Below are 24,048 nucleotides of genomic sequence, written 5' to 3' on the forward strand. Positions count from 1 at the left end.
CCGGTGCCGTTCTTGTCGCCGCATCTCTTATCTCGCTGATCAGCCTCTATTTTGCATGGAGTGTGATGTGATGATCACCCACCAGCAAAAGCTAGATCGTGTCGAGAAGATCATCCGCGAAAAGCAGTTGTGGATTAGTCAATTCTCGTCGGGTCGCAACAAGCGCCCTGATCATGAGATCGACAACCGCCAGCAAGACGTGAATGTGCTTGAGGAAATTGCTGTCGATTATCGCCGTGCAATTGCCAGACAGGCAGAAAGCGAGGCGGCATGAGAATGACCGCGGCAGAATATAGGAGGCAGTCAAAGCCAAACAAATATGGCGCCAAGAAAACTGTTGTTGATGGGATCACCTTCGATAGCAAGGCTGAGGCGCGATATTACGTGCAGCTCAAACAGCGTGAAAAGGACGGCGAGGTGGGCGGCGTTGAGTTGCAACGGCCATTCGTTGTGCTCGGGCCAAAAGGCGAGTTGATCACGACCTACAAGGCTGATTTTGCCTTCTGGGACTTCAAAGAAGATCGTTTCCGCGTGATCGATGTGAAGGGCGTCGAGACAGCTGTTTTTCGCCTCAAAAAGAAGCTCGTCAAAGCTTTTCTCGGGATTGATGTGGAGGTGGTGAAATGAGCCGGTGGATACGCGTTCAAACCTCGATATTCGATCACGAATTATTCCAGTCAGAGCCTCTGACGGAGAGAGAAGCTTGGTTATGGCTCATTGCTAATGCCGCATGGAAATCAACGCGCCATCGGGTAGGTGCGGACATGCATATTGTTCCTGCGGGAAGTCTGTTCGTCACTCTGCGCCAACTGCAAACGGCTTGGAAATGGAAGTCTGATTATCGGGTGCGGTCATTCTTAAAGCTGCTTGAAAAAGAGGAAATGATCGTCTCAGAAACGAACGCAGGAAAAACGCAAGTAACTATTTGTAATTATTCATATTATCAGGAAGCAGAACGCACAGAAAACGCAAGAGCAACGCAAGAAAAACGCACTAAAGACACCAGTACACCAAATACATCTTCACTTCGTTCAGATGTTGAGGCGCGAGCGCGCACAACTCCGAAGCAGGATTTTGTTTCAGAGCTTTCTGATCTTCTCGATGCTGAAACCATCGAAGCAATTATCGATCACCGCAGAAAGAAACGAGCACCAATTACCGCTAGGGCTGCAAAGCTTCTGGCGAACGAGTTGCGCAAATGCGCCGATCCTCGGGCTGCTGCCGACATGATGATCCTCCACGGCTGGCAGGGCCTCAAAGCGGAATGGGTCGAAAACCGGACAAGTTCCAAACGAAATGATCCCCCTCCCAAGCCCCGAACCATCGGAGATGCAATTCGAGACGAGGCAAGGCGACACGGAGTTTTGAGAGATGAACCAGATAGCGAAAACAGAGGATTTCACAGCGAAGGCTACTCAGGCGGAAATGTTAGAGTGCTTGACCTTGCTTTCAAGCCTGCCCTCAAGAGCTTCGGCTGACGATCGGATCAATGTGGCTGGTTTCTATCTGGCGCTTGAAGGCGTGTCTCGCCATGCACTGCAAACAGCCACAAAGCAGATCATGCAAGGTTCTCTCGGTCATGCGTTTCTTCCAAGCCCACCGGAGCTGCGGCAGGAATGCGACAAGATTATGCGTCCCATCCTCGAAGCCCGAGCCAGAGATGCTCAAGACAAGCGTATTCGCGAAGAAATGAAAGCGGATCAGTCGCGAGCCAAATGGACACCGGAAAGCCGCGCCCGTGCAACTGCGAAGTGGGAGGCCGCCAAGGCACAGCAGCGCCTTGACAGCGCAGCAGAAGATACGCGCCACGACCATTACGACACAAGCGTTGAAGCCTCAATGGCGCGCCTCAAGCAGGCCGCAGAAGACAACGGCAATGAATTCGACCTCAACGGTCTCAGATCCGCACCAATCGGCTCATTTAAGCAAATAGGGAGGGCTGCATGACCGCCGCGCCATCCTACTACTGGTCGAAGAAGGATCAGGAATATTTCCGGCCCTTGCGTCTGTTCCGGCAGGGGAAAGACACGCTGGAAATCGCTGAAATCATGGGCATCACCGAAGCGGACGCTCACATGCGCATTCACAGGGCAATCAGTTGTGAGAAGCGCAAGAAGGTTCGCACCGTACCGCATGGGGAGTTGGTATAATGTTTGCAGTATCAGCAACTCGCACCAATCAAGGCGCAGCACGTATCATCGCAGAGCGCATGAGAAAGCAGCGCCTAGAGCGTGAAGCAGAGATGAAGCGCCGCGAGGAAGCGGAACTTGAGGCCAAGCGCCGTGAAATGGAACGGCGCGACGCGATAAGAGCAAAGCAGGATGTTCTTTTTGAGAAAGTCATCGGCTGCTATCGTGAAGTGGAGATTACCGGCGAAATCAAGCTGTCGGTGAAAGACATAGCGCAAACTGCAATTGTCGATAGCGGGTTAAGCTTCGATGATGTGCTTGGGCCTCGGCGCACCCGGCATCTAGCCAATTATCGCCATTACGCCATTCTTTGCGTTTGGGCACTTCGCCCTGACATGAGCCTTCCAAACATCGGTAAGCATTTAGGTGGCCGCGACCACACCACTGTGCTGCACGCGATCAGGCGTTTTGGTTTCGACAGCCGCAGCGACGCAGCACGTTTCATCAAACAGCACGGTAGAGACGCAACAATGGCGCGGCTTGCCAAACAGGCGGCATAGGAGAGGGCGATGAAGCAATTTGCAAAAAGTCTGCATGACCTTGTGATGGATTATTATCCGTTTTTCGTATGCGTTACCGGAGGCGTGATATTCCACCTCGGTACTCAGCTCGATGATTTTTATGGGCGCATATTTCTTATGGCGGTCTCTTTCGCGGCATGGCTATTCGCGCTTGATCTAATCTCTACGCGTTCCAAGGCTAACGCGAAAAGCGAAGTTGCTGCGCAGCTCTTGACCGTCCTGACTAACGGCCAGGATACGGAAATCAACGTCTATCACCACCAAGAACGCGACTAACCCCCAGGCGACGAGGAACATATGGCGGCGTATTCAAAAGCAGAAAAGCGAAAAGCAAAACGTGGACGGGGAAGGCCGAGGAAAGAGGGTGTGTTGCGCACTCCGTCAGGACAAATTTCACGTGCTAAGGAACCGCCTGCAAAGGTCGCTCAACTCGCAAGAATGAGGATATTCGGAATGACCGCATCAGAAGCACTGTCTGATCTAGCAGGCGATAACCTCGGCCGGCTTCATCTGGCTTGGAGGCGGGATAAGTCAGAGGGTATCAGTGCAGCTCAATATGAGGCGGCAGAGCGCTATCGAGAAGTGTACAATGATCGGCGAAAGGCCGAGCTGTCACCCGGCGCTTACTACGAGCAAGGAGGAACGATAGGTACGCACGATCCAGATGAATATGAGGATTGGGTTATCCGGGTAAAGCTAGCCTATACCGACGCACGAAAAGCTATAGATGAAGCACAGTTAGAAACGCGGAACAGCAATTTATATGCAGCCGTTCAATACATGATCGAACAAGATCAGTATTTCCCGCACATGCTTGGTGATATCCGTCTCGCGTGCAATGCACTTTATCGGCACTTCTTCACACAAAAACGTAGAAAGGTGGCATAAACACCTTGCCAAATCACTTGGTTACTAATAATCTGCGCATAGTTTCAAGATGGATAATTGTGTTCTGAGTGATGTAGCGGCTTACGGGCCGCTTTTTGATTCGAGGCACTGCCTCAACGGAATGCGAGAGGGAGACATCCAGTCCCGTCCTGTCTAAGGATAGGCTCGCACATAGGTGCGGTCAGAACCGTAAACGAGCCGCAGTGGGCCGTTAGGCAAACAAACTCGAACGATGACGGGCGGAGAGAGTGCCGCACAGAAATCCTCCCTCATGCAGTACCGCCCCACCTATAAGGGTAGCGCGAGACATGAGGGCAAACAAATCAGAACGGCGTTCAAGCGTCTGGCGTGTTTCCAGAGGGGACGAAATAGCGGTAGCCGCGCCCATATAGCGCGGAGCCTTGCAAGCCTGCCGTAGTCCCGTTCTGATCTATCCGCATGGTGGTAGGCCACCGCGTCTAAGACCCTACCAAGGGCCATCCGGGTTGATCGCCGGATGCAGTTATACCGAGTTATAGCAGAAAACAGCTAGAACCATTCAGCCCCGCTCACACGGGGCTTTTTCAATTGGAGAGAGTAGATGCCTCGGTACTTTTCTCTCCGCCGCCGCCCAAAGATGGATTTGTATGAGGCCGACGCGCTCGATAGCCTTTCTCGCGAAGTGTTTGAGCCCGAGCCGATAGACACAGGCATTCTCGATCAAGACGGCTTCCCAATCATCCGCATGATGGATCAGATCGGCTTTGTAAGGGATGAAGATAGATGAACGAAGCCATTTTATTAGGCATCTTTATGCTTGGCTTATTATCGGGAGCGTGGATCGCCTGCCTCCTAGGTGTATGGAACATGCGAAGCGGTAGCACCACTAAAGACGAAGCGCCGTGGGGCCGACCATGACCCCCAAGCTTCTCGCTGTTTCCATCCTCATAGCCATTTCAGCATGTGCCCTTCCTTATCAGAAGCACTGCAACACGGTCGACTGGCTAACAGATAGCAGGTGTAAGTAACGTATTTGAAAAACAATCAAGGAATTCAAGATGACACGCAAGCACGGCGGTGCACGCCCCGGTGCAGGGCGTAAAAAAGGAAAGGTCAGTCAGGCCAAGCGCGAATTGGCTGAAATGGCAAAAGAGCACGCAGAGCAGGCTTTGCAGGTGCTCGTCAATATCGCTTTGTCCGGTGAGAGTGAAGCGGCCCGAGTTTCAGCGGCCAATGCAATTCTTGATCGAGGGTATGGTAAGCCAATGCAAGGCGTCGATCACAAATCGAGCGACGGCAGCATGACGCCTCCTACGCGGATTGAGCTTATTCCACTGCTAAGCGATGACAACAGCAAAAATTGAGCTGCCGCCGAAGCTGATACCGGTGTTTTCCGGTGACGCTGACGTAAGAGCCTCATGGGGCGGACGAGGATCGGGAAAGACAAGATCCTTTGCCAAGATGGCCGCAGTCCGGGGCTATCAATTTGGCATGCAGGGCATATCGGGGATTATCCTGAGCGCCCGTCAGTTTATGAACTCATTGGCGGATAGTTCGCTAGAGGAAATCAAACGCGCCATTGAGGATGAGCCATTTCTTTTGGCTTATTATGAGATTGGCGAGAAATACATCAAGTCAAAGGATGGGCGCATATCATTTGCGTTTGCCGGACTTGATCGCAACATCGCGAGTATCAAGTCGAAAGGTCGCTTGCTTCTTTGTTGGGTGGATGAAGCTGAGCCTGTCACCGATGAAGCATGGCGCACGCTAATCCCGACATTGCGTGAAGAGGGTGAGGACTGGAATGCAGAGCTTTGGGTTACATGGAACCCGCTGCGCAAAGATGCCCCGGTCGAGAAGCGGTTTCGCTTTTCGGATAATCCGCGAATAAAAGGTGCAGAGCTTAACTGGCGCGACAATCCGAAGTTTCCGGCCAAGCTTGAACGTGACAGGCTGTCCGATCTGGCTGAGCGCCCAGATCAATATCCGCATGTGTGGGAAGGCGAATACGCCACCGTGATCGACGGGGCATATTTTGCCAGTCATCTGACAGATGCGAGAAATGAAGGCCGCATTGGCCGGGTGGCGGCTGATCCGTTGCTGTCGCTCCGAGCATTCATCGACATCGGCGGCACCGGCGCAAGGGCAGACGCCTTTGTGATCTGGATTGCCCAGTTCATCGGCAAGGAAATCCGCGTCGTTGATCATTACGAGGTGCAGGGCCAGCCTGCCGATGCGCATGTGACTTGGTTGAGGGGCAAAAAGTACACGCCCGACAAGTGCTCAATCTGGCTCCCACACGATGGCCAGACGCAGGATCGCATCCACGATGCATCCTATGAAGGGTTTTTCCGACAGGCCGGATATTCCGTGACGGTGATCCCCAATCAGGGAAGAGGTGCTGCCATGGCGCGCATTGAGGCCGCTCGACGCCTGTTCCCGTCAATATGGTTCAATGAAGAAACCACTTCTGCCGGCCTCGATGCACTCGGCTGGTATCACGAGAAGAAAGACGAACAGCGCGGCATCGGCCTTGGCCCTGATCATGACTGGTCATCACACAGCGCCGATGCGTTCGGCTTGATGTGCATAGCCTACGAAGAGCCGCGCAAGGACATTCATAAGCCTCGACACGTTCGCGGGCTTGTCTAATAACAGGACAATTTGATGGCAAAACGAGCTATGACAGACGCCGAAATCGGTGCTCTGGTTCAGGCAGAGATAGCGGCGGCGATTGAATATGATCGCACTGACTTCAAGAAAAGCCGTGTTCGCGCTATCGAATACTATCGCGGTGAAATGAACGATGTTCCGGCAGAGGAAGGTCGCTCACAAATCACCACCCATGATGTGCAGGACACCATCGGCTGGATTCTGCCGGGCCTCATGCGCGTGTTCTTTTCTTCTGAAAACCTTGGCGAGTACGAACCGGAAAACCTCGAGGATGAGCAGGGTGCCAAGCAGGCGACGGATTACATCAATTACGTCATCATGCGCGAATGCGACGGATACCAAGTCTTTTGGGATGTGTTTCACGATGCGCTTCTGCATGCCAACGGTGTTGTGAAACACTGGTGGGATGACACACCAACAGAACAGGTTCATGTCTTCCGCAATCTGACAGAAGAACAGTTCATTTCCCTCACTTCGCAAGATGAGGTGGAAATCCTCGCTCATGAGGAAAAAGAGCAGCTCATCACCGGCCCTGATCAACAGGCAATTGTTCTCCCTGTCCACGACGTAAAGATCAAGCGATCAATTCCAGGCGGGTGCTTGAAGATTGCAGCCGTGCCACCGGAAGAATTCCTGATCGACAATCGCGCGTGTGACGTCGAAGACGCGCGTTTCGTTGGGCAGCGCACACTTCGCACCCGATCCGATCTAATTGCTGAGGGATATGACAAGGCACAGGTCGACAAGCTGCCGATGCATGGCACTCTGACCATGGACGGCGTTGAGATTGCCCGGCAGGAGGAAGTCGGATCGTTCAACGATGGCAATGATAGGTCGATGGACCTTATCGAGGTCACAGAGTGCTATATCAAAGTCGACCATGACCGCGATGGAGTGGCTGAAATGCTTCGCGTTGTCGTGGGTGGCCCCGGCAACGGCGACGTTCTTGATTGGGAAGTCTGGGAAGATGAGGTGCCGTTCACTGACTTTGTAGCGGAGCGCGTTCCCCATCGCTGGCAAGGGCGCTCTGTATTCGATGACGTGGAAGACATCCAGCGCACCAAGACTGTGCTGCTGCGCCAGCTCCTGGACAATCTCTATCAGGCGAATATTCCTGATCGGATTGTTGATGATAGCCGCGTGGTCAACAAGGACGCGCTTTATGACCGATCGATCGGCAATGTTCTTCGGGTTCAAGGTGACCCGAACGGCGTTGTATCAGATCGTACTGTCCCCTTCGTTGCTAAAGAGGCTCTGACAGGCCTTGGCTACATGGATGAGATGATTGAGCGCCGCACCGGTGTGTCGCGCTCGACCATGGCGCTTGATCTTGAAGCTTTGCAAAACCAGTCGGCGACAGCGGTCAACGCAGCACAGTCAGCAGCCTACTCAAAGATTGAGTTGATCGCCCGAAACTTTGCAGAAATGGGATTCAAGCGCTTCTTCCGCTGCGCGTTGAAAATCATCGTTCAAAATCAGGATCGCGCTAAGACCATTCGACTGCGCAATCAGTGGGTCGAAATGGACCCGAGCAGCTGGAACGCGAACATGGATTTCACTGTCAACGTTGGGCTGGGCTCAGGCTCCAAGGATCGCGATGTCGCCATGCTGATGCAGATCGCCGCGAAGCAGGAAATGATTATCTCGCAGGCTGGCCCGACAAACCCGATTGCAGGGATCGACAAATACGCCAACACACTGCGCAAGATGATTGAAGCTCTTGGCATTCGTAACCCTGATCAGTTCTTTGGTGAGGTGGACCAACAGACCTTGCAGGTCATGGCTAACCAGCCAGAGAAGCCGGACCCGAAAGCACAGGCAGAGCAGGCTAAGGTCCAGATCGCACAGCAAAAAGCCCAGGCCGATGCTCTGTTGCAGCAGCAGAAGATGCAAGCCCAGTTGCAAGCAGAACGGGAAAAGGCAGCACTTATGCTCGATCTAGATCGCGAGAAGGCGGCTGCGACCATCCAGCTACAGAAAGAACAATCAGAGTTCAATCGTCAGCAGCGTGTCGAGGAAGCCCATCTGGACGCGCAATTGCGGCGTGATGAGATGATCCTCGAAGCCGAGCTGACTCGTGAGGCGAACGCGCTGAACGCCGCCCTGGCATCTCAGAACAAGCCAGACACCAACATTGAACGGCAAAAAGTGAAGGGCCGATAAAATGGCAAATGAGAAATTCAAAGAAGGTGGCGCTTCCGGGGTCGGTGATCTCGCCCGCATGGGTGGCGACGTCGAAGGAACACTGACGAATAACGACTTGAAGCATGGTGGTGCTGGCTTCTGGCGCGACATGGTTAGAATGGGCGGTGCCGTGATCTCGGTCGGCATATCCGGGACACCAGTCACCTCTGGCACTGTTGATGAGCCTTATGACGGGTTCACAGTCACAGCGTCGGGTGGCACTCCGCCATATACCTACGCATTGGTCGGCACTTGGCCTGACGGCATTGCAGTGGATCCGAGCACAGGTGAAGTTTCCGGCACCCCAACGGAAAGCGGAGAGTTTGCCAATTTATCCGTCTCAGCGACAGATGCGAGCAGCAACACGGTGCAAATCCCTGATTTCACGCTCGAAATTGCAGCAGAATAATGAAACAGGACGAACGCAGGGCCGCAGAGGCTCAACGCCTTCTTGACGAACCCTTGCTCAATGAAGCTCTGTCCAAGTTGGAGCAAAGCGCAATCGATGAAATTTTACGCCTTCCTTTCTGGGCCGACCGCAAACGGCGGATGCTTACAGATCGGGTGCGCGTAATTCGAGGCATGCGGGAGCACCTTCGCAGCGTCATTTTGACGGGCGTGGAAAGCACCCGCAAGCGTCCGACTGTCGTCTGACAGCACCCGGACTTCTCACCACTCCTACGATAGGAAAACTGACCATGACTGACAGCAGCACCCCGGAAGGGACTGTTGAGCAGTCATCTGCGCCGGAAACTAGCGCAGATGCACTTCTCGATAAGTTCCTCGATGCCTCCGAACCGGAGCACGCAAGTGAGGAGCAGGACGAGCATCAAGACGCACCAGAAGCCGAATTGGACGATGATGCGCAAGACGACGCAGACCCGCTAGCCGATAATGAAGCGGCGGATGATGACCAAGCAAGCGATGATGACGGCGATCAACCATCTGATAGCGGTCGGTTCGTGTCTGATGACGGAAAAGTCAGACTGGCCGATGGCTCAGTGGTCACGATTGGCGAACTCAAGCGCAGCAGTCTCCGGGAAGCGGACTACACCCGTAAAACGCAGGAACTCGCAGCACACCGCAAGGAACTCGAGGCCCGTTATGCGGACATCGCGCAGAAAGCGCAATCCTTTGAGCAGCAAGCCTCACTTGCCATTGAAATATTGGCCGCTCACATGCCCCAAGAGCCGGACATCTCCACTTTGCGAGATGATCCTGTCGGCTATTGGGAGCAGAAAGCCCAATATGATGCGAGACTGCAACAACTCCACCAGCTTCAGGCAGCACGCCAGTACGCTGCGCAGGAACAGCAGGCCCGTGTTCAGCATGAACGTGCGCAATATCTCCATCAACAGAAAGAAGCACTCCTGGCAGCTATGCCGGAACTTCAAGACCCGGCAAAGGCGAACTCTTTCACGGCGGAACTCGTAAACACCATCGAAGTATATGGGTTCTCTAAGGAAGACCTCGGCACGGTCGAAGACCACCGACTGTTCCTCCTTGCCCGTGATGCGATGGCATATCGCAAGCTCATGGCAGCAAAGCCCAAGGCAAAGGCCAAAGCAGAAGGCAAACCGCCTCTTGCGCCGGGCCGTCGTCAGGGGCCGACAGCCGGACGGAAAAATGACCGTCAACAGGATTGGCAGCGTCTGCGCAACAGCGGCGGCAAGGATGAAGCAGCCCTTGACCGCATTCTCGACAATTTGGTTTAACGGAGACAGCCACAATGGCACAGGTAACAGGTTCATTTGACACCTACGAAGCTGTAGGTAACCGCGAAGAACTCGCGGAAGCGATCTATATGATCACCCCGGAAGACACCCCTCTCATGACCCTTCTTGGTCGCGAGCCAGTCAAGACGACGCATCCAGAATGGCAGATTGACGCTCTTGCCACTCCGGGTATGAATGCGGTCGTTGAAGGCGACACATGGGCATTTTCCGAGTTCACCCCGACTGATCGTGTGGGCAACTACACTCAGATTTCGGACAAGAAGATCGCCGTGACCCGTACTCAGGAGAAAACCCTGAAAGCGGGCCGTAAATCCGAACTTAAGCGCGAGCTTAAGAAGAAGGGTGCCGAATTGAAGCGCGATATGGAGTATGCGTTGCTCCAGAATAACGCTTCGGTTGCAGGCGCTGCCGCAACGCCACGCGAACTGGCTGGTTTTGCGGCATGGCTGGAAACCAACACAGCACGCGGCGCTGGCGGTGCGGACGGTGGATTCAATTCTTCCACTGGCCTTGTTGATGCTGCCACCAACGGAACGCAACGCGCCTTCGCGAAAACCGATCTCGATGACGTGCTGGAAAAGGCAAAGGCATCGGGCGGCAAACCGAGCGTTGTGATGACCTCGCTCTACAACAAGCGGGTGTTCTCGGAGTTCGCCGGCATCGCTGAACTGCGTTCCAATCAGAACCAAGGCAGCAAGAGCCAGCTGACCATCTTCGCTGGTGCTGATACCTACGTGTCTGACTTTGGCGTCCTGACGATCATTCCTAACCTCGTCATGAGCACCGATGCAGCAACGGCGCGCAATGTGTTCGTCATCGATCCTGACAAGGCAAAGGTTGGCATCTTCGATGACATCACGATGCATGATGTTGCAAAGGTTGGTGACGCTGAGCGGCGCGCCCTGACGGTGGAATACACCCTCATCATGCGCAACGAAGCAGCACACGGCATCGTTGCCGATACGTTCGGACTTACGGCGTCGTCCTAACCAGTCCGATCAATGTGAATCAATCGCTGCCGCAGGGAAACTTGCGGCGGCCTTTCAATGAGGAAAGATATGGAAGCCAAGGTAAAGCCAGCTGCGGAAGCCAAGGAAAAGCCAGCGTCGAAACGAGAACTGCCAGTTCTGCTTCTTCGCAATTACTGGCCGCATGATGGATCGGGAAAGCGGACAAAGGGTTCGTCTGTTGTTCTGCCAGCTGATGAGGCTCGCCAAGTTGTCAAAGCAGGTGTCGGGGTACGGAATGATGAGTTCTGATTGGTATCTGATGTCAGACAACCCCACTCTTGGTGTTCGCCGGTGGGGCCTTGATCTTGACGACAAACAGACGATTGTGCGCACCGAGTATTATGCAGCTAACTCGTTCTTTGAGGCAAATGCTACCGAGTTCAAAGAGACAGAAGGCCAGCGCTTCGGTGAATGGCGCAAAGTGGCTTCGACGCCAATGCATATTGCGGCCCGCGAAATTCTCCCCCGCCTGCAAGACGGCAACGAAACCTCCCTCAAGAAATGGCTGAACAGCAGCGATCATAGCGCGTTCAGGACGTTCAAAGGCTCGATCTGATGGCGATACAGAACCTTGCCGACTTGCGCGCGGCTATTCAAGATTGGATGTACGACCGGCCCGACATGGCGGGTGCTTGCGGAACGATCATCGATTTATGCCATGCCGATCTGAACAAGGTTCTTCGCACCCGTCGCCAGCTCACTGACGTTACACTGGCTTTGGATGCTAACGGACAGGCAGACTTACCCGATGATTATCAGCAATTTCGGCAGGTTGTGTCTCTGTCCAATCCCATCCGTGTTCTAAATTTCGTGGTCCCTGACTATCGAGATTATGAGCATCCTTTCACTGCATCCGGGCTGGCAAGTGATTTTTCCATCGACGGCAATCAGATCACGGTGCGACCGAACAGCACGGATGACATTCGTCTGACTTATTGGGCGAAGATTCCCGCGCTGGTGAATGATGACGACACCAACTGGCTGCTGCAATCTGATCCGGGGATATATCTCTACGGCTCATTGAAACACGCCGGGATTTACATGGGCGATGAACAGCGCGCAGCAACAGCAGGAGCGATGTTTAACGGATTGCTCGACGCTTTGGTCCGAGAGGACAATAACGCCATGTATTCCAGTGGACGCATGCGCACAAGGGGCGTCACGCCATGATACCTATTGCTGAATATGCGCCCGACCGGTCGAAGTTTGACCCCACTGCATCAAGCAATCTTGTGAATGTGCTTCCGCATGTTAACTCATGGGGGCCATTCCCGGCATTTGTCCCTTTGTCTGCTGCAACAAGCGATAGGCCGCAAGGCACTCATTTGGCCTATGTGCGCAATGGGCAATACTTGCAGTTCGTGGGCACGCAAGATGCCCTCTACGTTCTTAATCCGGGGACATTAGTGTGGGATAATATATCGAAGGCTGGCGGATATTCCACCCCCGCCACGTCTCGCTGGAGCTTTGCCGATTATGGCTCATGGGTTTTAGCCTCTAACGGGATTGATCCCATTCAGTACATTGATATTTCGGGCGCTCTCGGAACTTTTGATGATCTAAGTCCCGATGCACCAATCGCCAATCATGTAAGTGTGGTTGGCGATTTTGTTGTGGCGATGAATTTGAACACGGACGAGCAAAGCGTTCAGTGGTCGGGCTTAAATCAGCCGCAATTCTGGACGCCGCGTCAACGCTCTTCGGATTTTCAAGTCTTCCCGGACGGTGGCGAGATTATGGGCTCGTGCGGCTTTGAGCGCGGAGCGGTAATTTTTCAAGAGAATTGCATCCGTGAAATGACCTTGGCGCTGACTTCGCCATTGGTAGCGACATTTAGCAAAACTGTTGAGGCACATGGCGCTGTTGCGCCGCAATCTATCGTCTCGACAGGAAGTGGCATTTTCTACTTAGCCTTGGATGGATTTTACCGCTACGGCACACCGCCAACACCTATCGGTGTAGAGAGGATCGATGAAACTTTCCTCGCTGACATAGCGCTTGCTGAGTTGTATCAGGTATTCGGTAGCGCAGATCCGGTGCGGAAAATTGTCTATTGGGCTTATCGCTCAAAAGGTAATCCAATTGAATATTCCTATGACAAGGTGCTTTGCTATCACTATGGCATCGATAAATGGTCGCTACTAAATCCCGGCACTATTATGACCGGTTTGGTTCGCGCTACCACACCGGGTTATACGCTCGATAGCCTTACAGCCCTTGGTTACACACTGGATGAGCTGCCATTTTCATTAGACAGTCGCGCATGGGCAGCCGGTGCCCCGTCGCTGGCGGCCTTCGATATGAATTACAAGATGGGATTTTTCAGCGGCAAGCCATTAGCTGCAAAGCTTTCAACGGGCGCTGTCGAGCTTTCCAAGGGGCGTAGAACCTTCGTTTCCGGCTGGCGTCCATTATGTGACGCGCCAAAGATCAAGGGCCGTGTCGGCGCTCTCGATCGTGCGGGTGGGGTAACAAACTGGAAGCCTGTTTATCCGACGAACCGAACAGGACTTATCCCGGCACGCGCGAGCGGTCGTTTTCATGCATTTGAAATCGACATACCTGCCGATCAGGACTGGTCGCACTGTCACGGTGTTGATCCTGTGGGCAAGGCTGAGGGGCAGCAGTAATGGCAAACTTCTCTCGCGAGAACTGCCGCGCCATTGGTGCGCATATCACCACAACCGCCAACACGACGATTTATTCGGCCACTGGATACCCACATATAATTGATATTCGTTGCGCCAACCTCACCAGCAATGACGTGCCGGTGACTATCAGCTGGTATTCCTCACAAGACGCGGATCAATATCATCTCATTTATCAGCATCCAATTCCCGCCAATGGTGCAGTGACATTCCCACTGGAAGGCTTCGCCCCAATGACAGGTGACGAAATTCGCATCCAAGCGGGAAGCGCGAATGCTATTGATGTGATCCTGACCTTGGCCGAGGTGCCGGGACGGATGATCTAATGAAAATTCGACTGACGACTGGCATGAGTGCTGATGAAATGTCACCGCTCTGGCCGGATATTATCGCTTGCCTTGAAAAATACGTGGCGCGCTTTCCTGATGAAACGGTCGCAAACATTCTGACGCAATGCGCAACGGGACGGCGACAGCTCTGGATCATACAGGACGATACTGGCCGTGTCGTGCTGACGCCGATCACTGAAATCACAGTGGACGATGCGACAGGTGCCAAAACACTTGTCTTGGCCGAGGTGGGTGGCTCGCGGCTACGTGAAGCCATGAAGTGTCTTCAAGATATTGAGCATTGGGCCAAGCGTGAACATGGCGCGGTGAAGGCTCGGCTCATTGGCCGAGATGGCTGGTTAAGGCTTCTGCCTCGCTACGGATACCAGCCTGAAGCAAGAATTTACTCGAAAGGTCTGTGAAAATGGGCAGCAAGAAAACAGAAACCCGCCAAGAAAATGCTCCACCAAAATGGGCGGCTCCGCTGTTTAAGCAGGGTGCTAAAGAAGCGCAGCGGTTGTACGACACCAAGACGGGGTACAACACCTATACCGGCCCGACGCAGGCCGCGCTTAGTGCTCCGACTCTTTCAGGACTAAATAACGCGCTGGCCGCAACCGGCTTTACAGGCGCGCCAATTACTAACGAGAGCATCAATGCCAATATCCCCGACGTCATGGCGATTATGCAGGAAGCGTTAGCGAATAAGCAGCCGCCGCAAGCTGCAACCAGTCGCCTGTCAGATGCGGTGCTGGTGTCGAATGCCCGACCCGGCAGAGGGGAGGTTTGGATCCAGCGCCCAATCAATCCGTCTACCGGAGAATACATGACCGATGATGAGGCACGGGCGCAGTACGGCCAGCAGCGAGCGCGTCAAGCTGCATTAAACCGGGGCAGATAGGAGCCAATTATGGGCAGTGCAAATAGTTCCACCAACAAGGCGTCATCCAGCCCTGTGCAAGGTAGTCTACCAGAATGGGCGAAAACTGGCACGACTGCTTACAACGATATGAATACCGCTCTTCAAACTTTGCCGATGAATGCTGCCGTGCAGACGATTGGCAGCGGCGGGCTTGGTCAGGCATCAAAAGATGCTATTGCCAATTTGCAAGGTTCGGGTGGGACCAACCCATGGATGGATCAGGCAGCTGATCATCTAGGCAATATCGCTGGTTCAATCGGGCAGGGCGGCGCTGCGAGTGATTATCTCACCTCAACAGCGCGTGGCGACTATCTGGGCGGTAGCAATCCCTATCTCGATAGCATCATCTCTAAGGGTGCGGACGATATAGCGACACAAACAAACAATATGTTTGCCGCCGGTGGCCGCTATGGTTCAGGCGCAAATCAAGGCGTTTTGTCAGACAGCATTGCCAATGCCAGCAATAATCTCCGCTATCAGGATTATGCGACCGAAAGGCAAAACCAGCTCGCAGCAGCAAATGCGCTGGAAGGCGCAGAGCAGGCACGCGCTGGCCTTGGCACATCAGCTGCAAATGCTCTTGGTTCACTTGGTCAGGCGGCTTTCGGTAATAATTACAATTCTCAAGTCGGCGCAGCTAATATCGAAAATCAAGGCATGTCCAATATGCTCAATATGATTTCACAGCTGCCGACCATTCAAGGCAACAAGATGTTTGACGCTGACCGACAGATGCAGATCGGCGGCGCGATTGATCAGCGTACGCAGCAGGGGCTTAATGATCTCATCAATCAGTGGACGCGAAGCGATAACGAGGATTGGGCGCGCCTTGGTGGACTTCTTTCGGCGGCTCAAGGCTCAGCAGGCAATTACGGCACACAAACGCAGACCAGCAGCCAGCCGATGAATTTTGCCGGACTTCTGGGAACACTTCTTACCGCTCCCGTCACTGGCGGCGGGTCGATATTTGGCAATGCCTTCTCGGATCGCCGACTTAAAGAGAACGTAGAGCGCGTAGGCACCGAACACGGTCTTCCGATCTATGAGTTCAACTATATTGGTCAGTCAGAACGTTATCGCGGCGTAATGGCGGATGATGTCATGGGAGTGAAGCCAGAAGCAGTGTCACTGCATGAAAGCGGCTTCTATCAGGTTGATTATGGCCAGATCGGCATTGCAATGGAGCGCGTATGATGGAGGGGCTTCTCGACATTCTTCTTGGCAGGACTGCTCAGCAGCCACAGCCACAGCCAAATGCGCAGCCTGAGAGCTATCAAGGGCAAGCGATGCTGCAAGCCCCACAAGCAGTCCAGCAACCGCAGCAGCGACAGGGCGGCAGCATGGGTGACTTTCTGTCTGCCCTTGGCCCAGCCATCGCAATGCTCGATCCGCGCAATCAGCAGCTCGGCGTTCATTTGATGCAAATGCAGCAGCATCGCCAAAAACAGGCAGCTGGACAGCAACGCGCTAACAGGACGGTTGAATACCTTCAATCACAAGGCGTTTCGCCTCAAGAAGCGGAATTGATTGTCAGTGATCCACAGATGCTGCGCTCATGGTTTGGTGATCGTGCCAAGGCTGGCAAGCCGGACTGGCAGATTGCCGAGATTTACGACGAGCAAGGCCGTCCGAAGAAAGTTCTGATCGACAAGAACAATCCGCAGAATATGCAAGGTCTTGGCGGCTCAAAAAATGAACAAACCTCTCTTATGCAAAACCTTGCTGCTGCTGGTTTGCAACCCGGAACGCCTGAATATCAGCAGGCAGTGCTTGAAGGGACAAAGAGCGGCGTGAATGTGAGCGTTGGTGCCGGTGAAAAGGCGTGGGACACTGAAAGCGCCAAGCTCTTTGCTAAGCGCTATGATGAAATTTCGGCTGGCGCATCCAACGCGCAACAGATGATGGGTATGTATGACCTCGCGGAGCAGGCACTCAACAGTGGTGTACGCACTGGCATGGGAGCAGAAGCCGAACTAACGTTGCGCCAGCTAGGCTCAGCCCTGGGCATAGACACCGATCCCGAAAAACTCGCAGGTGGCGAACTTATCCGCGCTGTCCAGAACCGTATGGCTCTTACCATGCGTTCCCCGGATGGCGGCATGGGAATGCCGGGCGCATTGTCTGATCGAGATATTAAATTCCTGAAAGACAGCCAGATCGGTATTGACCGCTCGCCTGAAGGCAACAGGAAAATGCTTGCTGCCTTCCGTGCAATGGAAGGCCGCAAGATTGAAATTGCTCGCTTGGCTGATGAATATATCGCGGAAAATGGTCGCCTTGATAGCGGCTTCAATCGTCGGGTTCGCGAGTGGGCAGAGGCTAATCCATTATTCGATGAAAATGCTTTATCTGGGAACAATGCTGGCGGCGTTGTCGACTTCTCCGACTTCTTTAACCAGTGAGGCTATGATGAAAAACTTACGCCGTTCCAGAAGGCCCGCGAACACTCCCCTCCCATTTTTCTGATCATGCTTTGATTCCGATAAGGTGTCCATATGCCCATAGTTAAGATGCCGGACGGCACGCTTGTGCGCTTTCCCGATGATATGCCACGTGAGCAAATCAGGGATATGATTGCGTCAAAGTTCCCCGAGGTCGTGCCGCAGCACTCCAACGGTAGCGGCTACGGACAACAAGCATTTTCTGGCTTGCTGGAAGGTGCAACAGGCGCGCTTGGCGCTCCCGTTGATCTGGTGAATAACTTTCTCGTTAAGCCTGCTGTAAGTGGTGTAAATGCTTTATTGGGCACCAATCTAAAGGCCTCTGAAAGCCCTCTTGGTGGAGCTGCCGGGCTTAGACAGGGATTAGCTATATCTCCTGAAAGTCAAGAAAAGGGCGTGCAGATTGCCCGTAGGGTAGCGCAATCGGTCGGGGGCGCTGCCGTCCCAGCCGCAGGCACAGCGCGCACAATGGGGCAAGTTGCTGCGCAATTAGCAACCGGATTTGGTGGTGGTGTTGGTGGCGCAGCAGCACAACAGTTAGCTCCTGGCAACATAGGCGCTGAGATTGCTGGCGACCTCATTGGTGGATTGGCGACGGGCGGGACAATCGCAGGCCTCGCTAACCGATCTGCGCGCAAATCTGCGGAGAAGGCGGTCCCTACCGTCGAGCAACTGAAAGAGCAGGCTTCGGGCCTGTACCAGAAAGCTGAAAAAAATGGGGTTACGGCAACGCAACAGCAGACAAAAAATCTTGCCGATGAATTCCGGGGGATAGCTGAGAGAGAAGGTCTAATCTATCCAGACGGGCAGGTTTCCGCTTCATATCCTAAAGCGGCGGAAGCTCTACGCATGACTAACGCGTATTCCAAGGGAGAAATGAACCCTACGCAAATGCAAGTTGTTCGGGATACATTGTCAGATGCAGCATATACCACGGAAGGAAAAGAAAGCCGCATCGCAACGCAGATGCTGAAAAAATTCGATGAATTTACGGCCCCTCTTGCGCCAGAATTTCCGCAAGCTCGTCAAATCTCCCAAAGGTATTTAAAGGGAGAGAAGCTTGAGAAACTGCGTGAATTGGCGAAGAATGCATCTAACAACTACACGCAGTCTGGTTTTGATAACGCTCTCCGGCAGCAATACAGAGGGCTGAGTGACCGCATCATCAAAGGTCAAGAGGGGGGGTGGTCGCCAGAGCAGATCGCGGCTATTAACCGCGTTGCTAATGGCACTCCTGTGTCACGTCTAGCCACATGGGCCGGTAAGGCGGCTCCTAAAGGTGTCGTATCTACCGGGGCAAGCGTAGGATTGCCATTTTACATAGGTAATGCCTTTGGAGGCCCGCAGGTTGGTATTCTTGCAAGCCTTGGTACGGCAGGCGGAGGGTTTGCTGCTCAAACGGCAGCATCTAATATGAGATCAAGGTACGGTCTGTTGGCCGAACTCATGGCGCGAAATGGCGGGCCTGTCGCCGCACAAAACAACCCAGAGCTTCTTGGAGGGATTTTAGGGGCTTTAATGGCGTCTCAGGCAGCATCGCAATCAGATTGATCCAGAATATCCTTAAGTCTCTTATCAATTATTTTTATCCTTCGATTAATCCATCGTCTCCATATGAACGAGTATATTGATATTGAAAGGAGTGATACAATAATAGTATAAACTATAATCGAACCGAACAAGTTTATTTCTTGGTTAATTACCCCTGTAATGTAGCATACAAAAATAAATATAGGTATAATTGCGGAAAACAATAAATACGCGAATGCTGCTCCGTCAAATTCACCTAATAAATCACCTAGTATATGATATCTGCCGATTAATTCATCCCTGCAAATATCATTAACGTCCGTATCTGATGGAACTTCTGTCGGTATCATGTTGCCCCTTAAATACCGTTGCTCAAAATAACTCTTGCAGTGAGAATGGTATGTATTCGCGGTTGTTCTTCAGTTTAGTTCATTTAATTGGACACCAAAATAAAGTAGCCAATTACAAACATAGTTGCTGAGGATGGAATAAAAGCCAAGATTTTGTGAACGCCGAACCATGATTGAGGGTAATAAATCCACGGATCATCAACAAATAAAGAAAGCAGATTGAGCAGTGAGAAGCCGCTCCATATGCCAGTCTTCAAATACTCGAAGATTTGAAAGCCAAGAACTCCCAAGCCACACAAGAAGAATGCGAGAGCTAAAAGCCCAACAAACATAACATCCGCATTTGATTTTGTTGTCATAATTGCCCCCCTAAACCTAGCCAACCCCAATATAGGAGATAAACACATGACACAACATGTGGGACCAATTGGCGGCATAGACCGCCAAGATATCACTATTGGCCGTATCGATGCAATATTACGGCTTACTCCAGATGGCATTTATCGCCTCGATGGGCGGCTGATCCCAGTCGGAGACAACCCCGCTTTGGGCATTAATGACAGCCAGCTTGTCAGCAAAATCCATAGCCGCGTGAACAATGGCGTAAGCCTCGGCGGGGCTGTATTGGGTGCTGACGTACCAGAGTGACTGCTGAAACTTGTAGTGCAGACCCAAGCTTTTGATCGCGTTATGAACTGCCTCGTAATTTTGCCCTGGCGGTATTAGGTCGTAAGCAATGAATAGATTGTAAGCCATTTTAGCCTCCCGTTGTTGACGCAGCCAGTCAAGCTGAGTCGCAACCATAAGTCGAGATACCGCAAGCCGTCCTTTTGGGCGGTTTTTTCTATTGGAGAATGCCAATGGCAACACCCGAATGGCTTCGCTATGCCAATCAGGGCGCTATCCGTCGCCACCCAATTAACCCGCGATTGGTGCAGGCACTCGATAGTTTCCTGCCGGATTTGGGCGTGACTATGGAAGTGTTTTCCGGCGGCCAGCCAGCGAAAGGAACATCCAGTCGGCGTGTCGGCTCGACCCGACATGACCACGGCAATGCAGCTGACGTGTTCTTTTACAAGGATGGTCGAAAGCTCGATTGGTCAAACCCCTCTGACCTTCCGATCTTTCAAGAGATCGTCGGACGCGGAAAGTCCGCAGGAATCACAGGTTTTGGTGCTGGTCCGGGATATATGCAGCCTGGAGCAATGCATATTGGTTTCGGCTCGCCGGGGGTATGGGGCGCAGGAGGTAAAGGTGCAAACGCACCCGACTGGCTGGCCCAAGCTTACAATGGTGCATCAACGCCGCAGCCTGCCGCTACACAAATTGCCGCCCAACCGTCTGCACCTCCACAGCAGTCAAATACACCGGCCCCGCCACTGTCCCCTCCGATCAATGTTGCCTCTCATCAGGTCACACCCATCCAATCACAGCCACAACAGGCTCCGACAGGTCTGCTTGCCTCATTAGGTGTCGATGCAGCTCAAGCCAATCCAATTTTCGCGGCAATGGGCCAGATGATGCCCGAACAGCAGCAGCCACAGTTGCAGCCCATGCAGGCTCCACAATCCATGCCTGCACTGGCTGATTACATTTCCCAATTTCTCAAAACCCGCATGGTATGAGGTCATAAAACATGGCTACGATTTTTGATTGGAGCATCATCGCTGCCAATAACGATACCGCTGACGCTGACATTAACTGGCAAGAGGGGCAATTCCCCGACACAGTGAATAACTCGGCGCGCCAGATGATGGCGCGCATTGCTGAGTGGATTAAAGATCAGGGTGTTTTGGCCGCTGGCGGCACAGCCACAGCAATATCATTGCCAACTGCAAACACATCCATGACCGCCCCTGCAGATGGCATGACAGTCGCCTTTCGGGCCGCGGCTACCAATACAGGCGCAACCACACTGGCGCTGAATGGCGGCGGCTCCAAGCCATTGCGAAAGGTGTTTGTCGGAGATACCGCGGCGCGCGCTCTTGAAGCTGGCGATATCGTCGCTCAAGGCATTTATCTCGCCCATTACGATGCAAATGCGAATGCTGGGGCTGGCGCTTGGATACTGGTTAATCCGACGAACTACGAGCAAATGAAAGCGGTGGTTCTTACGGCCATCAATAACGCTCCTGAGAAAGCATCGGTCGTTGATGCTGATGCCGCCGTTTTCACTGACAGCGAGGACGACGGGAAATCAAAGCGCGTCTTGTGGTCGAACATCAAATCTTGGCTTAAGACGTATTTTGACTCGATCTATTATGAGCGCTCGTTAGTGTACACGAAAACCGAAGTTGATGGAATTGTTGGCGGGAATATGGGAGGGAGAGCTTACCCTCGCAGAGGGGATGGTGCTGCATTCAATCTAAATTGGAATGATCCAGGGGGGCAAGAAGATTATGTAATTGCCTCCACGAACGGAACGGCGCTGCGCCCTGTTCACCGCAATAACCTCAGCGTTAATTATGCGAATAGCGCAGGGAATGCTACGAATGCAGGTTGGGCGACAAATGCAGGATGGGCGACGAGTGCGGGTAACGCCGACACCGTTGGAGGTTGGTCCACAACAACAATCCAAAACCAGATTAACGCCGCCGGAGCAGGAAAGGTGTCATCTGGTGTAAATAATCAGGAAATTGGCGCTGCCTATACCCAAAGCGGTATTGCCTTAAGTATTAGGGGCAATGCTTCATACACTGCAATTAGATTTTGGGATCGTGAAGCACACATAAGAGGGAACATTTCTGTTACAGTTAATGGCACACAATATAATTCATCATCCGACTATCGCCTTAAGTGCAATGTAGAAGAATTAGACATCGATAACGCATTAGAGGTCGTTAATAAAATTCGTCCTGTGAAGTACAATTGGCGTGATAACCCAGACGATGCAAAGGCTACAGGGTTTATTGCGCACGAGTTGCAGGCTTTATTCCCCGACGCTGTTAGTGGCGAGAAGGATGAAGTAGATAGTGAAGGCAAGCCGGTCTATCAGGGTGTTGATTATGGTCGCATAACCCCGCTACTGGTTTCAGCCATACAAGCACTTGCGCATCGCGTGGAACAGCTGGAGAAGGCGCGATGACCCTGTCTCCGTTTTCCACCACTTGGCGGCCTGATGTTGCTAGAAAGCTCAATGAACTCGAGGACGCCCTCGATGGCGCCACGGCGGTTTCCTATGAGTCGCAAACGTTAACTGAGCCACAGAAGGCGCAAGCTAGGGATAATATTGGGGTGCCCCAAGCGATAGGGGATGCTGTTTCCGGCAATATGGCCGGGCGCGCTTATCCGCGTCGCGCTGACGGGCAGGCGATAAATTTCAACGGTTCGGGCGTTGAGGCTGGTAGCCCCCCGGCAATAGTCGGGGGCGGGTGGGGTGGAAATTTCAACAATTTCTATTTCTACAACACGACCAGCTTAGCGGTAGGATGGGCAAATGGCGCAACCTATGCCGACCATTTAGGTCCGGGGGGGTGGACGCTAGCAACGGTACAAAACCAGCTAAATTGGCGTCTGACTGACACCCGCTTTTCCGGATATACGGCAGGGGCTCTTGATGTCAGATCTAACGTTGACGTTGGAATTAGTGTAGGTGTAAGTGGTTATGTTATAACAGGGGTCTCAAAGTCAGCGAACCACATGACTTTTCAACTCAGGCAACCACAAATCCACATTCCGAATGTTGGTTGGCGCGCTCTGGGAGGTTGGTGATTGGGATGATTAAGAAGTTCAAAAGCTTTGGGGTTTTGGCATCACACAAAATGGAAGTTGAGGCGGAAGGCCAAATCTACAAATATCTTTCCTTTCGAAATGCCAATGGCGTTGAGTGGCAAGACTTGGTAGCGCAATTCGAGCCATTCGATTTCTATATTGCGATGACAGACGAAGGTCGCATCGTCTCAATGGAAAGCGATCCTGATGCTTCACAGATTGCCGGTTTAGAAATTATCGGGATCAACGTTTCCGAAGATTTTAATTTCACTAATGGACCGGGAGGCACCATATACGGGAAGATATGGAACGGATCGACTATTATCGATCCTGCTTTAACGCCAACACCGGCAGACGTGGATCAAGAACGAGACCGCCGCATCAGTGGCGGTTTTTCTTTTGGCGGTGTTTTTTACCAGACTCGACCGGAAGATCGGGAGAACATCGCAGGCGCTTCTACAGCAGCTCTTGCGGCGATCACGAACGGCGCTGAGCCGGGTGACTATCGCTGGCATGGAGGTGATGCGGATTTCGTCTGGATTGCAGCAGACAACAGTACGCACGCAATGGACGCGCAAACGCTATTCGCCTTCGGTCAAGCGGCTATGGCGCACAAGCAAGCGCATATCTTTGCGGCGCGAGCGATTAAGGACGCCGATCCGATACCGGCTGACTTTGCCGATGATGCTTATTGGCCCGCAGCGCTATATTCCCCCGTTGCCTGACAATCAACCTACCAACGAAGGCTGCTTTATCAGCCAAATAAAAACCCCAGCACCCGGGGGGTGAGCTGGGGTTTACACTTAAATGCTCTGCTTTCGCATTCTAAGCGCTTAAGCATTATCGCATAAAATCAGGAAAATCCAACATGAATATGCATCTTGGCGATACCCGCCTCTTGATTGAGGTGGGCCGTAAGCATGGGCTATTGCGTAAT

General features: G+C 52.8%; 32 protein-coding genes. 31 read left to right on the forward strand and 1 reads right to left on the reverse strand.

Annotated elements, in window-relative coordinates:
* The first annotated feature begins 67 nt into the window (after positions 1-67).
* The 26 genes from C7374_RS08995 (at position 68) to C7374_RS09120 (ending at position 19,071) form a co-directional block, all read left to right on the forward strand.
* Positions 68-274, forward strand: coding sequence for a hypothetical protein (locus tag C7374_RS08995; RefSeq protein ID WP_146612718.1), 207 nt, complete (start codon positions 68-70; stop codon positions 272-274).
* Positions 275-276: 2 nt separating this feature from the next.
* A complete protein-coding gene (locus C7374_RS09000) occupies positions 277-627 on the forward strand; it encodes a DUF1064 domain-containing protein (RefSeq protein ID WP_245412613.1) in 351 nt (116 codons plus the stop codon).
* Positions 624-1,478, forward strand: coding sequence for a hypothetical protein (locus C7374_RS09005; protein ID WP_111575284.1), 855 nt, complete (start codon positions 624-626; stop codon positions 1,476-1,478). The genes C7374_RS09000 and C7374_RS09005 overlap by 4 nt, the downstream gene beginning before the upstream one ends.
* Positions 1,438-1,947: a hypothetical protein gene (locus C7374_RS09010; protein WP_146612719.1), complete on the forward strand. Its 510-nt coding sequence runs from the start codon at positions 1,438-1,440 to the stop codon at positions 1,945-1,947. The genes C7374_RS09005 and C7374_RS09010 overlap by 41 nt, the downstream gene beginning before the upstream one ends.
* Positions 1,944-2,150, forward strand: a complete 207-nt coding sequence (locus C7374_RS09015; RefSeq protein WP_111575286.1) for a hypothetical protein — start codon at positions 1,944-1,946, stop codon at positions 2,148-2,150. The genes C7374_RS09010 and C7374_RS09015 overlap by 4 nt, the downstream gene beginning before the upstream one ends.
* Entirely contained in the window at positions 2,150-2,689 is a 540-nt protein-coding gene (locus tag C7374_RS09020) for a helix-turn-helix domain-containing protein (RefSeq protein WP_111575287.1), read from the forward strand. The genes C7374_RS09015 and C7374_RS09020 overlap by 1 nt, the downstream gene beginning before the upstream one ends.
* Before the next feature lie 9 nt (positions 2,690-2,698).
* Complete coding sequence (locus C7374_RS09025; protein ID WP_111575288.1) at positions 2,699-2,986, forward strand: hypothetical protein; 288 nt, start codon at positions 2,699-2,701, stop codon at positions 2,984-2,986.
* 21 nt (positions 2,987-3,007) lie between these two features.
* Positions 3,008-3,598, forward strand: a complete 591-nt coding sequence (locus tag C7374_RS09030) for a hypothetical protein (protein ID WP_245412614.1) — start codon at positions 3,008-3,010, stop codon at positions 3,596-3,598.
* Positions 3,599-4,178: 580 nt separating this feature from the next.
* Positions 4,179-4,364 (forward strand): hypothetical protein, encoded by a 186-nt coding sequence (locus tag C7374_RS09035; RefSeq protein WP_111575289.1) that lies wholly within the window; start codon positions 4,179-4,181, stop codon positions 4,362-4,364.
* A 271-nt stretch (positions 4,365-4,635) separates the two neighbouring features.
* Positions 4,636-4,941, forward strand: a complete 306-nt coding sequence (locus tag C7374_RS09040) for a hypothetical protein (protein WP_111575290.1) — start codon at positions 4,636-4,638, stop codon at positions 4,939-4,941.
* Positions 4,922-6,229, forward strand: a complete 1,308-nt coding sequence (locus C7374_RS09045; RefSeq protein WP_111575291.1) for a phage terminase large subunit — start codon at positions 4,922-4,924, stop codon at positions 6,227-6,229. The genes C7374_RS09040 and C7374_RS09045 overlap by 20 nt, the downstream gene beginning before the upstream one ends.
* Positions 6,230-6,244: 15 nt before the next feature.
* A complete protein-coding gene (locus C7374_RS09050; RefSeq protein ID WP_111575292.1) occupies positions 6,245-8,413 on the forward strand; it encodes a portal protein in 2,169 nt (722 codons plus the stop codon).
* A gap of 1 nt (position 8,414) precedes the next feature.
* Positions 8,415-8,843: an Ig domain-containing protein gene (locus C7374_RS09055; protein WP_111575293.1), complete on the forward strand. Its 429-nt coding sequence runs from the start codon at positions 8,415-8,417 to the stop codon at positions 8,841-8,843.
* Positions 8,843-9,088 carry a hypothetical protein gene (locus C7374_RS09060; RefSeq protein WP_111575294.1) on the forward strand — a complete coding sequence of 82 codons (246 nt, stop codon included), beginning with the start codon at positions 8,843-8,845 and terminating at the stop codon, positions 9,086-9,088. The genes C7374_RS09055 and C7374_RS09060 overlap by 1 nt, the downstream gene beginning before the upstream one ends.
* Before the next feature lie 44 nt (positions 9,089-9,132).
* Complete coding sequence (locus C7374_RS09065; protein ID WP_111575295.1) at positions 9,133-10,149, forward strand: hypothetical protein; 1,017 nt, start codon at positions 9,133-9,135, stop codon at positions 10,147-10,149.
* Between the two features lie 14 nt (positions 10,150-10,163).
* Positions 10,164-11,159, forward strand: coding sequence for a DUF5309 domain-containing protein (locus tag C7374_RS09070; protein ID WP_111575296.1), 996 nt, complete (start codon positions 10,164-10,166; stop codon positions 11,157-11,159).
* Between the two features lie 57 nt (positions 11,160-11,216).
* The gene (locus C7374_RS09075) at positions 11,217-11,429 is read left to right on the forward strand and encodes a hypothetical protein (RefSeq protein ID WP_146612720.1); all 213 of its coding nucleotides are present in this window, start codon (positions 11,217-11,219) and stop codon (positions 11,427-11,429) included.
* Positions 11,416-11,736, forward strand: a complete 321-nt coding sequence (locus C7374_RS09080) for a hypothetical protein (protein ID WP_146612721.1) — start codon at positions 11,416-11,418, stop codon at positions 11,734-11,736. The genes C7374_RS09075 and C7374_RS09080 overlap by 14 nt, the downstream gene beginning before the upstream one ends.
* A complete protein-coding gene (locus tag C7374_RS09085) occupies positions 11,736-12,350 on the forward strand; it encodes a phage adaptor protein (RefSeq protein WP_111575299.1) in 615 nt (204 codons plus the stop codon). The genes C7374_RS09080 and C7374_RS09085 overlap by 1 nt, the downstream gene beginning before the upstream one ends.
* Positions 12,347-13,810 (forward strand): hypothetical protein, encoded by a 1,464-nt coding sequence (locus C7374_RS09090; RefSeq protein WP_111575300.1) that lies wholly within the window; start codon positions 12,347-12,349, stop codon positions 13,808-13,810. The genes C7374_RS09085 and C7374_RS09090 overlap by 4 nt, the downstream gene beginning before the upstream one ends.
* Positions 13,810-14,154 carry a hypothetical protein gene (locus C7374_RS09095; RefSeq protein ID WP_111575301.1) on the forward strand — a complete coding sequence of 115 codons (345 nt, stop codon included), beginning with the start codon at positions 13,810-13,812 and terminating at the stop codon, positions 14,152-14,154. Before C7374_RS09090 ends, C7374_RS09095 begins: the two co-directional genes overlap by 1 nt.
* Positions 14,154-14,579, forward strand: coding sequence for a hypothetical protein (locus C7374_RS09100; protein WP_111575302.1), 426 nt, complete (start codon positions 14,154-14,156; stop codon positions 14,577-14,579). Before C7374_RS09095 ends, C7374_RS09100 begins: the two co-directional genes overlap by 1 nt.
* Positions 14,580-14,581: 2 nt before the next feature.
* Positions 14,582-15,058 (forward strand): hypothetical protein, encoded by a 477-nt coding sequence (locus tag C7374_RS09105; protein WP_111575303.1) that lies wholly within the window; start codon positions 14,582-14,584, stop codon positions 15,056-15,058.
* 9 nt (positions 15,059-15,067) lie between these two features.
* Positions 15,068-16,273, forward strand: a complete 1,206-nt coding sequence (locus tag C7374_RS09110; RefSeq protein ID WP_146612722.1) for a tail fiber domain-containing protein — start codon at positions 15,068-15,070, stop codon at positions 16,271-16,273.
* Entirely contained in the window at positions 16,270-17,481 is a 1,212-nt protein-coding gene (locus C7374_RS09115; RefSeq protein WP_146612723.1) for a hypothetical protein, read from the forward strand. Before C7374_RS09110 ends, C7374_RS09115 begins: the two co-directional genes overlap by 4 nt.
* 93 nt (positions 17,482-17,574) lie before the next feature.
* Positions 17,575-19,071 (forward strand): hypothetical protein, encoded by a 1,497-nt coding sequence (locus tag C7374_RS09120; protein ID WP_111575306.1) that lies wholly within the window; start codon positions 17,575-17,577, stop codon positions 19,069-19,071.
* A gap of 412 nt (positions 19,072-19,483) precedes the next feature.
* Here C7374_RS09120 and C7374_RS09125 read toward each other — a convergent pair whose 3' ends face one another.
* Complete coding sequence (locus C7374_RS09125) at positions 19,484-19,759, reverse strand: hypothetical protein (protein WP_111575307.1); 276 nt, start codon at positions 19,757-19,759, stop codon at positions 19,484-19,486.
* A 46-nt stretch (positions 19,760-19,805) separates the two neighbouring features.
* Here C7374_RS09125 and C7374_RS15950 point away from each other — a divergent pair, with 46 nt between their 5' ends.
* The 5 genes from C7374_RS15950 (at position 19,806) to C7374_RS09150 (ending at position 23,836) form a co-directional block, all read left to right on the forward strand.
* Positions 19,806-20,048 carry a hypothetical protein gene (locus C7374_RS15950; RefSeq protein WP_158527824.1) on the forward strand — a complete coding sequence of 81 codons (243 nt, stop codon included), beginning with the start codon at positions 19,806-19,808 and terminating at the stop codon, positions 20,046-20,048.
* Between the two features lie 212 nt (positions 20,049-20,260).
* Positions 20,261-21,025: a hypothetical protein gene (locus tag C7374_RS09135; protein WP_111575308.1), complete on the forward strand. Its 765-nt coding sequence runs from the start codon at positions 20,261-20,263 to the stop codon at positions 21,023-21,025.
* A 125-nt stretch (positions 21,026-21,150) separates the two neighbouring features.
* Entirely contained in the window at positions 21,151-22,485 is a 1,335-nt protein-coding gene (locus tag C7374_RS09140; RefSeq protein WP_158527825.1) for a tail fiber domain-containing protein, read from the forward strand.
* On the forward strand, positions 22,482-23,111 hold the full coding sequence (locus tag C7374_RS09145; RefSeq protein ID WP_111575310.1) for a hypothetical protein: 630 nt from the start codon (positions 22,482-22,484) through the stop codon (positions 23,109-23,111). The genes C7374_RS09140 and C7374_RS09145 overlap by 4 nt, the downstream gene beginning before the upstream one ends.
* 5 nt (positions 23,112-23,116) lie before the next feature.
* A complete protein-coding gene (locus tag C7374_RS09150) occupies positions 23,117-23,836 on the forward strand; it encodes a DUF4376 domain-containing protein (RefSeq protein ID WP_111575311.1) in 720 nt (239 codons plus the stop codon).
* The last annotated feature ends 212 nt before the right edge of the window (positions 23,837-24,048 follow it).

The organism is Falsochrobactrum ovis, from assembly GCF_003259955.1.
Taxonomy (GTDB): Bacteria; Pseudomonadota; Alphaproteobacteria; order Rhizobiales; family Rhizobiaceae; genus Brucella; species Brucella ovis_A.